Below are 13765 nucleotides of genomic sequence, written 5' to 3'. Positions count from 1 at the left end.
CTATCTGGGAAATTTCTTCATAAGTTCTTCAAAACTTTTAGTTACGATAAATTCCCACGGAAAAATGCCTGAGAAGAATGAGACAAGATGAACCTTAGGAGAGGTGACCCCGAATGAGTCATAAAATCATCGTTATCGAGGACGATAAAAAAATCTCTGCGATGCTGCGAAGAGGGCTTACTTACGAAGGGTTTGACGTAATAACCGCCGAAAACGGGAGGAAAGGCCTGCTGATGGTTCTGGAGGAGATCCCGGATCTGGTTATTCTTGACGTGATGATGCCGGGAATTGACGGTTTGGAAGTATGCCGCAGGTTGCGAAAAGAGGGGAACATCCCCATACTTATGGTGACCGCCCGAGATACGGTAGAGGATCGGGTACGGGGACTTGAAACGGGAGCGGACGATTATTTGGTAAAGCCTTTTGCGTTTGAAGAATTGGTTGCACGAGTGAAGGCTCTATTAAGGCGTGCAAAGGGGGATGAAACAAAAGACAGGTTGCAATTTGCGGATTTGATTCTGGATTTAAACTCTCGTACGGCTTTTCGGGGAAAGCGATCTATTGAGCTATCGACAACCGAATTCGATCTTCTGTCCTTTTTCATGAACCATCCGCAGCGGGTTCTCACTCGGGAACTGATTATGGAAAAGGTCTGGGGATTTGATCATGAAGGGGAATCGAATGTCTTGGAAGTTTATGTTGGATATTTGCGCCGCAAACTGGAAGAACAAGGGGAATCACGCTTGATTCATACAGTTCGGGGAGCGGGGTATGTGATGAAAGAATGAAAACAATGCCGATACGCCTGCGTTTGACCCTTTGGTACTGCTTGATATTCGGATTGCTTCTGGTCACTGTAACTTCCAGCATTTATATTTCACACCGGACATCCCATTACAAAGAGATTGACCGTTCTCTGACCAGCGTCTCGACTCATTTCAAAGAAGAAGTGGAAGAAGAGATCAGGGGTGGAAAACCCTTGGAACAAATCCGTCTTTCCGCCGGGGAGTTCACATTGAGTGGCGTTTATACGGTGTTAAAAGATGCAAACGGCAAAAAGATAGTATCCAACCTCGAATCGAACCAACTTCCTCACAGTCCTTTTGCGGACATCAGCACCATGACCAAGGACACATTGCATACGGTCACTGATCCCGTTCTGGGCAGATACCGGATGTTGATCCAACCCATCCGCATCAATCAACAAATGATGGGGTATATCCAATCGGAAATATCTCTGCAGCAAATCGATATGTCTCTGAACAGACTTGGCTGGTTGATCGTCGGATTTACGTTGATTGGAATCGTTTTGGCGGCGCTTGTCGGATGGTTTCTGGCGAAGAAAGCATTAAGCAGGGTCGAATTGATCAGCGACACGGCGAAAGCGATTGCTGCTTCACAAGGGTTTCACCAACGGGTGATGCACGAAGGGCCCAAAGATGAACTGGGTGAACTGGCTGAAACATTCAACCGGATGTTGGAAAGTCTGGAAAACGCTTATGTCAGTCAGAAGAGATTTATCGCAGATGCTTCCCATGAACTTCGCGCTCCTCTCACAACAATCCGGGGAAATCTGGACATCTTGCAGAAAATGAAGGGATTGCCTGCTGCGGAGAAGGAGGAGATTCTGAGCGATATTCGCAATGAAGCGGTTCGAATGTCAAAGATGGTGGCCGATCTTCTTTCACTTGCACGTGCAGACGCCGGACAGGAAGTGAGGAAGCAGATTGCAGACCTGACCAAAATCGCCAAAGAAGTGGAAACGGAAATCCAGGCATGGAAAACAGAAGTCTCCATTAAAAGCAGATTGGAGAAGAAAGTTGCAACCTGGGGAGATCCGGATCTGCTCAAACAGCTATTGCTAATATTGGTGGAAAACGCTGTACGATATACCCGGGCTGGGGGAACGGTTACTTTAGCGATATCCGGGGATAAAGAGAATGCGACGGTTAAGGTCATTGACACCGGGATCGGTATCGATTCGAAGGATTTGCCGCATATATTTGACCGCTTTTACCGCAGTGAAGCGGCAAGAGCCCATTCGCCAGACGGAACGGGACTCGGTCTTTCCATCGCCAAATGGATCGTGGATCAACATGGAGGCAGCTTTGTTGTAACAAGCACACCGGGCAGGGGAACCGAGTTTCTCGTCAACTTTCCTAAGGTACAATGACACCTTTTCACACATGAAAAGGTGTTTTTTCTTATCCAATTCTCAGGTTTGATTCAGATTCCCTTCACGATTTCTCTGTACCATTAAGATATTAACATGGAGAAAAGGGTGGTTCGTATGTCAGTCTCATTGAAGAGACTGTTGTTGGTTGCAGTCCTGGCTGTACTTGTTGGATTTGCGATTGCAGGAAGATGGGATTGGCTCTTGTACGGTCTGTTTCTGATGTGCCCGTTAATGCATCTCTTTGGGCATAACAATCATTCAGGTCATTCCGGCCACAAACACTGAAGAAAACAACAATCCAGACCTACACTTGCAAAGGGAAGGGATGAATGATGAAAAAGAAATGGTTATTTTGGTTGGTGCCTGTGCTCGCACTTGCTGCAGCAGGAGGGTGGGGGTTCAACAAATGGTCAAACACGGGTGAGCCGGCCTCCGTATTTTACGTACCCAACGCAGGGGACGGGTCCATATCTGTTGTGAATCCAAACGATGGTAAAAAGGTCGATACGATTCCTCTTGGAACAAAACAAGCATCTCATGGAATCGCCATCAGTCCCGATGGGGGTATAATATACTCGGGTACCGGATTTGAAGGGAAATCTTTGCTTGCCATCGATACAAAAACCAAAAAGATTGTAAAGGAACTCAAGTTTACGGAAGGGGTACACGGGATTGACATTGGGCCTGACGGCAAGTACCTGTATGTTTCGTTGAATCCTGGACTCGGCAAAACCGGCGGTGGCTTGGCGGTTGTTGACACTGTCCATTTTGAACAAAAAGCGTTAATTCAAACAGGCGAGGGTCCTGCTCACGTGGCGGTCACCGCTGACGGTTCACAGGTTTGGGTCGCCAATGTGAATGGAAATACAGTTGCGGTAGTCGACGCCAGAAGCAACAAACTGTTGAAAGTTTTGCCCGTAGGTAAAGTGCCGAATGAAGTTGCCGTCAGCCCCGACGGGAAGCGGGCATTTGTTGCAAATGTCAATTCAAATACGGTATCCGTCATTGATACTCTCACATTTCAAACCGTGGCGGAGATTCAGGCCGGCGAAGCGCCGCACGGGGTTACCGTTTCGCCGGACGGCAAACAGATATGGGTAGCCAACAACAAATCAAACGATGTTTCGGTAATTGACGGCAATACCCTGAAAACAGTGGCAACCATTCCTACCGGTGCTTATGCAAACCACGTTGCCTTCTCCGTGGATGGAAAATGGGCGTTCGTGACAAACCGGCAATCAAACGACATCGTGAAGATCGATGTTGCCAAGCGAACGGTAACAGCGAGGATTCCTGTTGGCACGGAACCGCATGAAATCTCTCTTGAAGATTATGTGGCCAAGCCTTCTGAAAGCAGCAAAGCACCTCTTAATAAGATCAAGACCGGGCAATCCGGTCCCGTCCAAATCGATGCCGAAAAACTGGGGACAGAGGATCTGGATTCGAAGCAGCAGGTAAAAGACGTAACCAAAGCGGATTTCGAACAATATGAAGTGTTTCGAATCTCATTCACTACGCATTCGGGTGATTTGACTTCCTTGCCGATTGACCGGAATGTATTTCTGATTTCGGACAACAAAGCCAAAGTGGCACCGGCAAAATGGATCGTGCAAAGCAGTGATTCCCATCACCCTATATATCTGGCACTGTTTCCAAAATATCAGCCAGGCAAGGTTTCATTGGAAGTTGGAGGAATCGGAGACAAACCGGTAACTTTTACGTGGGAATAATATCCTTTCATCTTGAATTGAGGGGTAAGACTTCTAACAGAGTCTTACCCTTTAATTGATGTGTTTGATTATCTTGGTCTTTACTCACGAAATATTGCACACTTGATTTTTGTATATAACTATTATATATTTACTTACGAAACGTAATTAAAATAAAATAATATTGGAGGATGACAAGATGTCAAAAAAGAATGAATGGGGCGCACTGATTTTGCGTGTTGTGCTAGGTATTACATTTTTGGCCCATGGCATTTCCAAATTTCAGATGGGAGTCGGAAATATTGCAGGATGGTTTGGCAGCATTGGACTTCCGGGATTTCTGGCTTATGTAGTGGCCACTTTGGAATTGGTTGGAGGAATCGCCTTAATCATAGGTCTTGGCACTCGTTTTGTTTCAGCATTACTGGGAATTGTAATGATCGGGGCAATTTTTAAAGTGAAATTGTCTGCCGGCTTGTTGGGAAGTGGACAATCGGCAGGGTATGAACTGGATTTGGCCCTGTTAGCGATGGCGTCATATCTTTTCATGAACGGAAGCATCCTGTATTCATTCGATTCACTCTTTCATCGTTCCGGAAAAAACGAGATTGATGCGTCCGTTTGAAAAAATTCCGTTAAATCAACGGCCTTCTTGATCCGCTTGGACATCAGGAAGGCCTTTTCTTGTCTGAAAATGAAAGTATGATTTGGACATCCGCCTGACACATTCGGGAGCTAAGCTATTCTTGCAAGCAACGCAAAACATTTTTAACGGAGGAGATTGATAATGAAGAAAAAATCTTTTGGGCTTTTACTTGCAGGAGCGATGACAGTTGGTGTGTTGGGAGGGGTCCAGGCATTCGCGGCGAATGATACAACAGGGAATTCTTCTGTCGAAGACAAAACGCAAACTTTAGAAAGGCAAGGGAAACATAGTTGGGGACATCATGGCAAGCAATCTCAGGAACAACTCGTTCAAGAAGCTCAAGAACTGGGGATTGCAACAGACGGCAAAGATACCCGGACTTTACGCAAAGAAGTAATGGAAGCCAAAATCAAAAAAGAAGCGCAAGAACTCGGAATTGCCGCTGATGGGAAAGAGCTTCGCGATTTGGCAAAGGAAGTGCATGATACAAAGGTTTTAAACGCGGCCAAGGAACTTGGGATTTCGACTGAAAACAAAAGTACAAAAGAAATTAGGAAGGAAATCTTTGAGAACTACCCTGACAAAGCGAAAGAATTATTTTCTCGAAAAGGGTTCCCGGGTGGATTCGGGTTTGATTCGCATCATAAACATAGAGGCCCCAGCAGATAACACAGTCAAGTAAATCCTCGATTTAGTATCGGGGATTTTCGTTTATAATAACGGATAAGAAAGGAGTCCGGAGATGAAAACTATTTTAATTGTTGAAGACGAATTGGTGATTTCCCGGGTTCTTAAAGTCTATCTGCAGAAAGCAAATTTCAATGTGGAACAGGCTTTTACCGGGCAAGAAGCAATTGAAAAATTCGATTTCATAAAACCGTCCCTGGTGGTATTGGATGTCATGCTCCCGGACTTGGACGGATGGAGCATCCTGAAATATATTCGCGAAAGAAGTTCTTGTCCGGTGATCATGCTGACGGCTCTTGGGGAAATTGATCAAAAATTGTCCGGATTGAACCAGGGGGCTGACGATTATATGACGAAGCCCTTTATTGCAGATGAAGTTGTGGCAAGAGTAAATGCTGTGCTAAGGAGATCTGCCCAGATTATTGAAAGCAATGAAACCATATACTATGGCAGTTTAAAGATTGATTTCAAAGGACACTCCGTCTCACTGAATGGAATAGAACTCAACTTTACTCCCCGCGACCTTTCTTTGTTTTTGTTTCTCGCTCAGCATCCAAATCAAACGTTTACCAGAGAACAATTGATTGAACACATTTGGGGGTATGATTATGAAGGAAGTGACCGGGCTGTTGACCTGGCAATCAAAAGAATCAGAAAGATGTTGAAAAACTGGCCATCATCCGAAGGGGAAATAAAAACATTACGAGGATTGGGGTATCAATTCTGTGTCTCCGAAAAGCGATAAGCGGATCTCTTTGCTTAGGTATTGGACGACCCGTTATCTTGTCACTCTTTTTATCGGACTGCTGATCATCGGAATCATCTCTACGCTTTGGATAAGATATTCAACCATCGAAAACCGGTTGGATACGATAAGATTGATGGCGGAAGAAATCACTGACAGGGTTGTTGACACCGAGGGCAATCTCCATATTGGTCCTTTCTTGCCAAGAATTATCGAGAAGAGGCAGAGGTTCTTGCACTTGGAAGGTGAATTGCTGCTCATTATTACCGATAAATATGGAATACCGCTATACAGCAGGCCCGACTTGCCACCAACCGCACTAAGGCAAATTCTTTCTTTCTCAAAAGCGAATGGAGAGACTGTAGACAAGATTACCATAGGACCTGATCAAAAACTGTACCTTGTCAAGAACAGGATTGAATACAATCAAGAAACTCTCGGATGGGTTCATCTCGTGTATCCTGAAAAAGACATACCCAGGAATACAGAGGAGCTGCAGTTGCTGGGGATTATGCTGGGAAGCCTGGCATTGCTCGGATGGGCTGTCATCTATCTGCTTACAAGTAAACTCTCAAAACCGATCCAAGAGGTAGCAGGCGCAGCCAAACAGATTGTGGCCGGGAACTACGAGATTCGTTTGGAAAAAACCGTAAAGGAAAAGGAAGTCTACGAGTTAATCCACTCCTTTAAAGAAATGGCCGAACGTCTGCAGCAATTGGAATCCTTGCGTACAGAACTTTTGGCTGGAGTCACGCACGAATTGAAAACCCCTGTTGCCTCTATCAGCGGCCTTATTCAAGCGGTCAAGGATGGGGTTGTGACGGGAGAAGAAGCTAAAGAATTTTTGAATATATCTTTAAATGAAACAGGCAGACTGCAGAAAATGGTGGAAGACTTACTCCATTTCAACTCGTTTGCGGTAGGAGCCATGACGGTTCAAAAAGATACGCAAAACATGAATCGATTGATACAAGAAATCATTCACCAGTGGTTAGTCGTACAAGATGACAATGGGATCGACCTTCATACATGGGTGCCGGAAAATACTATTTATGCAACCACTGATGCCATGCGTATTCAGCAGATCTTGATCAATTTGTTGAATAACGCCAAGCAGGCGACCGGCATCGGAGGAAAAATCGATGTTATCTTATATCAAGAAGGTGAAGAAATCAGGATTGATGTAAAGGACAATGGCATTGGAATACCGGAAGAGGAACAACCCTTAATATTTGAGCGTTTCTTTAGGGGAAAGGACAAAAAATACAAAGTGCGGGGCTTGGGTCTGGGCTTGCCGTTAAGCAAAATGATTGCCAAAACCCTGGGCGGCGACCTTGTGTTAAAAGAAAGCTCAGAGACAGGAACCACATTTTCATTCAGCTTGCCAAAATAAAAATGTATTGCCTGACTGTCTTGGACATATGCCTGACACATTCAACAGCCATAATATTTTGGATGAAACGCAATGGACGTGTCCAAATCAGGAAACGGGTCAGGAGGAAAGAAACGTGAGCGAAATCGTTCTAAACGAAACTAAGCCTTCGTTTGGCAGAAAGAACAGAAAAAAAACTGCGATTCTCTCAATCGTCGGGTTGCTGCTTGCCGGGACCGGGTATTGGATGTATCAAAAATCTGCAGCCCAGCCTAACGCATCCCCCATGATCCAATGGGTGGCTGTAAAACGGGGAGATGTGACGGAAACCGTTTCTGCGTCGGGCATCGTGCAGGCGCCAAAACAGATTTCGTTAAATTTCTCGGGGACTGGCAACGAAGTTGTTACATCGGTCAATGTTAAAATCGGAGATCAGGTTAATGCGGGCCAAGTGCTGGCAACGGTTGAAGATGCCAACGCCAGAGCTGAGGTCGCTAACGCGAAAGCCAACCTTCTGGCGGCACAAGCACGTTTGTCGGAAGTGAAGCAGGGGGCGACTCAGGAAGAGATTGCGATACAGGAAGAAAACCTGAACAAAGCCAAGTTAACTCTTGAAGGAGCCAAGACTACATACGAATACACAAAAAAGCAATTCGATTTCGGCGGCGTACCCAAGATGCAATTGGATCAGGCCAAGCTCGACCTGGATCAGGCACAGGCCTCATACAATGTGGCTGTGGCACAGTACAATCAGGTTAAGGCCCCGCCGCAAGCGTCTTCGATTCAATCGGCCGAGGCGGCGGTTCTGCAGGCAGAAGCCCAATTGCAGAAACAAGAAGTTGCACTGCAAAAATACACGCTAAAAGCACCGATGGATGGGGTAATTGTGCAGGTCAATGGTAACGTGGGCGAAATACCCGACAACAATTCCGCATTTATCGTTATGGACAATTCGAATACGGAAGGACTGGAGGTCTTGGCGCAGGTCAGCCAAAGTGACATCGGAAAAATCAAAGTGGGCATGCAGGCGACAGTTACTTCCAGTTCTTTTGCGGACAAAAAATTTCAGGCTAAGGTGACAACCATTTATCCGGAAGCTACCACGGAATCCGGGGTTACCTCCTATAAGGTGCTTCTTTCCGTTGATAATCAGGAGAATCTGTTGAAAACCGGAATGACTACAAATGTTACCATTGAAATAGGAACTCATAAAAATGTCCTTTATGTTCCGGTTGCCGCGTTAAAATATCAAAACGGATCCGATGGCGTTTACGTTGCAGGTCAAGCGCCGCAAGAAAAGTCTCCACTTCGCTTCCAGCCGGTAAAAGTCGGTTATTATAGTTCGGATCGGGTTGAAATCGTCTCCGGACTGCAGGAAGGAGAGCAAGTTGCATTGCAGATGGGTACTTCTGGCTCCTCTGCAACGAGACCCGCCGGTGGACTTGGCATCCCGGGGATGGGTGGGCCCGGTGGCGGCGTGAGGGGAGTCCGGTAACCCATGAAGTCGGTCATTCAAATTGAGAACCTGAGAAAGATTTATCAAGTTGGAGACCAAGAGATTCAAGCGCTTCGCGGGGTTAACCTGACGATCGACGAAGGAGACTTCGTAGCCATCATGGGCCCCTCAGGATCGGGAAAGTCAACCATGATGAATGTGATCGGGTGTTTGGATCAACCCACTTCCGGTGAATTTTATTTGGATGGATACCCGATTTCAAAGGCGCATGATGACGAATTGGCTTTCATCCGAAACCAGAAGATCGGGTTCGTCTTTCAAAATTTCAATCTGCTTCCTCGAACAACGGCATTGGAAAACGTGGAGCTGCCATTATTATATGCGGGAGTTTCTGGAAAAGAGCGGCGTCAAAAAGCCATTGAAGCCCTGAAAAGTGTGGGCTTGGGAAACCGTTTGAACAACAAGCCGAACGAATTGTCCGGTGGACAGCAGCAACGGGTCTCCATAGCCCGGGCCTTGGTGAACCAGCCGGTGATCCTGTTGGCCGATGAACCGACAGGGGCGCTGGACACCCAGACCAGCATCGAAATTATGAGTATCTTCCAAAAGCTTAATGACGAAGGAAAAACAGTCATACTGGTTACGCACGAACCCGATATTGCCAACTATGCAAAACGGATTGTCCGTTTCCGGGACGGACAGGTGATTTCAAATGAACCGGTCATGCAGCGAAAAACGGCGAATTCGGAGGACATGGTGTTATGAAATTGTGGGAAAGTATGCGGGTCGCTTTGCGGAGTATCAAAGCCAATACCCTGCGGGCCATTTTGACCATGCTTGGCATTATCATTGGTGTTTCCGCAGTGATTGTGATGGTAGCCATTGGGGAAGGGGCATCCACCAGTGTGGCATCCCAGATCAACAGCCTGGGCAGCAACCTGTTAATTGTCTCCCCGGGACAGGCCAGACAAGGCGGTGTCAGTCTGGGGGCGGGCTCCTTAAATACCTTGACCCTTGAGGACGCCCAAGCCATTTCCACGCGGGAGTCCATCGCCCGTGTGGCGCCCTCCCTGAGCAGGCAGGCCCAGATTGTGTGGGGGAACCAGAACTACTCTACTTCAGTGGAAGGTACGAACGATGCCTATCCGGAAGTCCGAAACATAAACATTACCCAAGGACGGTTCTTTAACCGGTTTGAAGTAGAGGGACAAGCAAATGTGGCTGTTGTGGGACCTCAAGTGGTCAGCAACCTGTTTGGGAGTCGAATCTCAAATCCTGTGGGGCAAACGATTCAAATCAACCAGCTTCCCTTTACGATAATTGGAATCTTGCCAAGCCAGGGAAGTTCCGGCCCGAACAACAACGATGACAAAATTATGATTCCTGTAACCACGGCCATGAACCGGTTGTTCGGGCAGACAAGAGTCAGAACGATTTACGTGTCGGCCAAATCGGCTGCTGTCATGAACCAGGCCCAATTTGAAATTCAGCAGACGCTTCGCTCTCAACATCGTCTGTCTCCGCGGGATCAGGACGATTTTCAGATCAGTTCCCAGGCGCAAATTCTTAGTACGGCCCAGGGAGTGACCGATGTCATGACGACCTTGCTTACAGGGATTGCAGCCATTTCCCTGGTGGTTGGGGGAATCGGGATTATGAACATCATGTTGGTGTCTGTGACGGAACGAACACGGGAGATTGGGATCCGGAAAGCGCTTGGGGCAACACGCGGAGCCATCTTGCAGCAATTTCTGATAGAGTCTGTGGTGTTGAGCTTATTGGGGGGAATCATCGGGATCTTTCTGGGAATCGGGGGAACCAAGCTGATAAGCCAGTTGTCCAGTATAACGACAACCATCAGTCTGACACCGATTTTGTACGCTTTTTTGTCTTCGATGTTTGTTGGTATTGTGTTTGGGGTGTATCCTGCCCGGAAGGCGGCGCGATTAAAGCCCATCGATGCATTGCGCTACGAATAATACAGCTAATTTGGTGCTTCTCCAAACGTTTGCTGGAGAGGCTTTTTTGTCTTTGTTTCGTCCGGCAGGAAGATTGTTGGCACAGGGGTTGTATCCTCAATAGGACTATCAAGTACAGGACTAAGGACATAATAAGGAGATAGGGTATTCTGGAAAAAGATACTGGAACATAACGGGGGAACCAATGAAGGACATTAAATTTTCAACTGAAGCAAGAAAAGCGGAACACATTGAGATCTGTCTGAACGAAAAAGTTACCGGGGATCAGATTACCACCGGTTTTGAACGCTATAGATTCAAGCATTTGGCCCTGCCGGAAGTGGATTTCTCAGAAATTTCCACAGTCACTGAGTTCCTAAGGAAGCGTCTGAAGGGACCATTTCTGGTCAGCTCCATGACCGGCGGTACCGAAACGGCTCATGGAATCAACAGCCGCTTGGCGTCCGTTGCCGAGAGGCGGGGCTGGGCCATCGGGGTGGGATCGGTAAGGGCAGCTCTGGAGAACCCTGATCTGGCCTATTCCTTCCAGATTCGAAAGTCGGCTCCTTCCGTTCCCATTATAGCCAACCTGGGAGCGGTACAGTTCAACTATGGGATCGGTGCGGACCATTGTCGTCGGGCTGTGGACCTCCTGGAAGCGGATGGTCTGGTGCTTCATCTGAACAGCCTGCAGGAGATCTTCCAGACGGAGGGGAACATGAACTTCAAAGATCTTCTGGTCAAAATTGAAAAGGTGTGCCGGAGTCTGGAGGTTCCCGTGGGCGTGAAGGAAGTGGGTTGGGGGATTGACGGGGTGACTGCCCGACGATTGCAGGATGCAGGGGTGAGTTTCATAGATGTGGCGGGGGCTGGAGGAACGTCTTGGAGTCAGGTGGAAAAGCACCGGTCCAAAGACCCGATGAAGAAGCGGGCGGCGGAGGCATTCAGGGACTGGGGCAACCCGACGGCGGAATGCATACGGGAGGTTCATGAGTATGTTGAGAAAGTTGTCATTATTGCCAGCGGAGGCATTCAGAATGGACATGAAGCTGCCAAAGCGATGGCCTTGGGAGCAGACCTGGTTGGCTTCGGTCGTACACTGCTGAAAGCGGCAACCGAATCGGAAGAACAGTTGGACCTGCGGTTTGAGCAGGTTGAATATGAATTCCGGGCGGCCATGTTTGGGATCGGGGCCGGAACCCTGCAGGCGTTGAAAAACACCGACCGGTTGGTAGCGGTCCGAGCTTGAGGAATGAATTCATTACGGGTATCGCTGCAAATTTTGAAAAACCGGGCATCTCCGATGTGGGGATGCCCGGTTTCTTTTCTTGATACACCATGATAGGAGTCGTGTCAGCATGCATATCGGCAAACGTATATTATCCCAGTAGAAGGAGGTAAAGTCAGGTGAGCAAGCAACATAAAACCCAGATGTCGAAAAGAATGAAAGCGACCTGTTGTAAAAAACTCTCGGTGTCTTGCCAATCTCCGGCCCTTTGTATCTGTATGTGCAAAAGGACTGGCAAACGGAAAAAGAAAGGTATCGAACAAGTGATTATAAAAAAAGTTTTGAACCCTGTTCGTGTGAAAGGACACCGATTGGATATCCGTAGTTTGAAAGCAAAACGGGACGGCATTCAAATATTTGGTTTTGACGGAAAACATGTAAGACCTATTCGAACAGATGCTGAGGGAAGGGTAAAAGTGGTGCAAAGCAGTTCTTTCCCTGCACGAAAATTTCACGAGAAGAAATTTTTGGGTATTTTCACACAAGATGATTGGATCCTGTTGAAGCCGCAAAATACCTCGAGGCAAGTGACCTATTCCTACGCGATTGTCAACAGGGGACACAATCCTGTGATCGTGAAGGTCGAAGTGAGTCCCAATTCCCTTGATTTTGCAATCGACCGGGAAGAGGAGGTTATTTCTGACGAGACAGTTGTCATCGTCCCTACCCGATTTCTTCGTTATACCCGAATTTCTTTACGATCAAAAGAACCGGGCAAGCCAACCCTTGTAGATGTTTATTTTCAGTCACAATCGATTGGATAACCGAGTTCTTTTCCAAGATGGACAAGCATCCAATCTTAGGTAAACATATATTTTTTCCAACAGCGACTCGTGCACAGACAAACAGTGTAAGGCGTTCGTAATATGATTCAGGCAGTTGACAAGAAATCCGCCGCTGCCTGCAACGCCTTTTTTGGGTAGATCCATTTGATAAAAAGGGGAGAGTGGAATGCCAAATTTTGCGACGTTTAATACCAACCCCGACGACCTGCGCACCCTGATATTCGGCAGAGACAGCAGTGCCACAAGCCGTGCGCTGGCGACCGACACCAGCGGACGGTTGACAAACATCGCTTTGGACGGAACACTGACGAGTGTGCTGGGGGCCACCCTTACCGCCGGTACGTTGACCAACCTGTTGAACGGGACGATCACCAGCGTACTGGGAACCACAATCACCGCCGGTACGTTGACCAACCTGTTGAACGGGACGATCACCAGCGTATTGGGAACCACAATCACCGCCGGTACGTTGACCAACCTGTTGAACGGGACGATCACCAGCGTATTGGGAACCACGATAACAGCCGGTACCCTCAGCAGTGTTACCTCAATTTCACAGAAGAGTTTTCAGGAACAAGAAACACTCAATATCCTTACCGCTGACACATTTACTGCGCTGTCTGCCGTAACAACGAGTGTGTTCGGCACCTACTCCTTTTTTATCTATAACAAAGGTCCCGGCACAAACAAGGTAGACGCGCGGGTAGAAATCAGCGCCAACGGAACAAACTGGTTCGCCAACGTTGACACCGTAACCGGGATCGCTGTAGGTTCCGTCGATGTGTTGGTTCCGTCCAAGTTTTTGAAATATACGCGCCTGGCTTACCGATCCTCTGCGGCTGGAGCTGCCACCACCATTGACGTATTCTTTAACGGGCAAGGAACCTAGATTGTCCGGAGATGCCATTCCAAAAGTGTACATTCGCACATGAGTACATGGAAT

14 protein-coding genes are annotated in these 13765 nt (G+C 47.4%); all 14 read left to right on the top strand.

Annotated elements, in window-relative coordinates; all coding sequences use genetic code 11:
- Positions 1 to 113 precede the first annotated feature (113 nt).
- The 14 genes from EFBL_RS17645 (at position 114) to EFBL_RS17580 (ending at position 13711) form a co-directional block, all read left to right on the top strand.
- A complete protein-coding gene (locus tag EFBL_RS17645) occupies positions 114 to 788 on the top strand; it encodes a response regulator transcription factor (RefSeq protein ID WP_096183611.1) in 675 nt (224 codons plus the stop codon).
- On the top strand, positions 785 to 2173 hold the full coding sequence (locus EFBL_RS17640; RefSeq protein ID WP_096183609.1) for a sensor histidine kinase: 1389 nt from the start codon (positions 785 to 787) through the stop codon (positions 2171 to 2173). Before EFBL_RS17645 ends, EFBL_RS17640 begins: the two co-directional genes overlap by 4 nt.
- A 96-nt stretch (positions 2174 to 2269) precedes the next feature.
- Positions 2270 to 2461 carry a DUF2933 domain-containing protein gene (locus EFBL_RS21980; RefSeq protein WP_096183607.1) on the top strand — a complete coding sequence of 64 codons (192 nt, stop codon included), beginning with the start codon at positions 2270 to 2272 and terminating at the stop codon, positions 2459 to 2461.
- A gap of 47 nt (positions 2462 to 2508) precedes the next feature.
- Complete coding sequence (locus EFBL_RS17630; protein ID WP_096183699.1) at positions 2509 to 3906, top strand: YVTN family beta-propeller repeat protein; 1398 nt, start codon at positions 2509 to 2511, stop codon at positions 3904 to 3906.
- A 178-nt stretch (positions 3907 to 4084) separates the two neighbouring features.
- On the top strand, positions 4085 to 4510 hold the full coding sequence (locus tag EFBL_RS17625) for a DoxX family protein (RefSeq protein WP_096183605.1): 426 nt from the start codon (positions 4085 to 4087) through the stop codon (positions 4508 to 4510).
- Positions 4511 to 4672: 162 nt separating this feature from the next.
- Entirely contained in the window at positions 4673 to 5200 is a 528-nt protein-coding gene (locus EFBL_RS17620; RefSeq protein ID WP_096183603.1) for a hypothetical protein, read from the top strand.
- 73 nt (positions 5201 to 5273) lie between these two features.
- Positions 5274 to 5963, top strand: coding sequence for a response regulator transcription factor (locus EFBL_RS17615; protein ID WP_096183601.1), 690 nt, complete (start codon positions 5274 to 5276; stop codon positions 5961 to 5963).
- Complete coding sequence (locus EFBL_RS17610; protein ID WP_096183598.1) at positions 5944 to 7356, top strand: HAMP domain-containing sensor histidine kinase; 1413 nt, start codon at positions 5944 to 5946, stop codon at positions 7354 to 7356. Before EFBL_RS17615 ends, EFBL_RS17610 begins: the two co-directional genes overlap by 20 nt.
- A 115-nt stretch (positions 7357 to 7471) precedes the next feature.
- Entirely contained in the window at positions 7472 to 8830 is a 1359-nt protein-coding gene (locus EFBL_RS17605) for an efflux RND transporter periplasmic adaptor subunit (protein ID WP_231705861.1), read from the top strand.
- Positions 8831 to 8833: 3 nt separating this feature from the next.
- Complete coding sequence (locus EFBL_RS17600) at positions 8834 to 9556, top strand: ABC transporter ATP-binding protein (protein WP_096183594.1); 723 nt, start codon at positions 8834 to 8836, stop codon at positions 9554 to 9556.
- Complete coding sequence (locus tag EFBL_RS17595; protein WP_096183592.1) at positions 9553 to 10770, top strand: ABC transporter permease; 1218 nt, start codon at positions 9553 to 9555, stop codon at positions 10768 to 10770. The genes EFBL_RS17600 and EFBL_RS17595 overlap by 4 nt, the downstream gene beginning before the upstream one ends.
- 184 nt (positions 10771 to 10954) lie before the next feature.
- Positions 10955 to 11998 (top strand): type 2 isopentenyl-diphosphate Delta-isomerase, encoded by a 1044-nt coding sequence (gene fni / locus EFBL_RS17590; RefSeq protein WP_096183590.1) that lies wholly within the window; start codon positions 10955 to 10957, stop codon positions 11996 to 11998.
- A gap of 365 nt (positions 11999 to 12363) precedes the next feature.
- Positions 12364 to 12801, top strand: a complete 438-nt coding sequence (locus EFBL_RS17585; protein ID WP_165912535.1) for a DUF6385 domain-containing protein — start codon at positions 12364 to 12366, stop codon at positions 12799 to 12801.
- 187 nt (positions 12802 to 12988) lie between these two features.
- Positions 12989 to 13711 (top strand): DUF6385 domain-containing protein, encoded by a 723-nt coding sequence (locus EFBL_RS17580; RefSeq protein ID WP_096183587.1) that lies wholly within the window; start codon positions 12989 to 12991, stop codon positions 13709 to 13711.
- Positions 13712 to 13765 lie beyond the last annotated feature (54 nt).

The organism is Effusibacillus lacus, assembly GCF_002335525.1.
Taxonomy (GTDB): domain Bacteria; phylum Bacillota; class Bacilli; order Tumebacillales; family Effusibacillaceae; genus Effusibacillus; species Effusibacillus lacus.
Note: the sequence above shows the minus strand (reverse complement) of the source record. Positions and strands in the feature narration are given on the sequence as shown.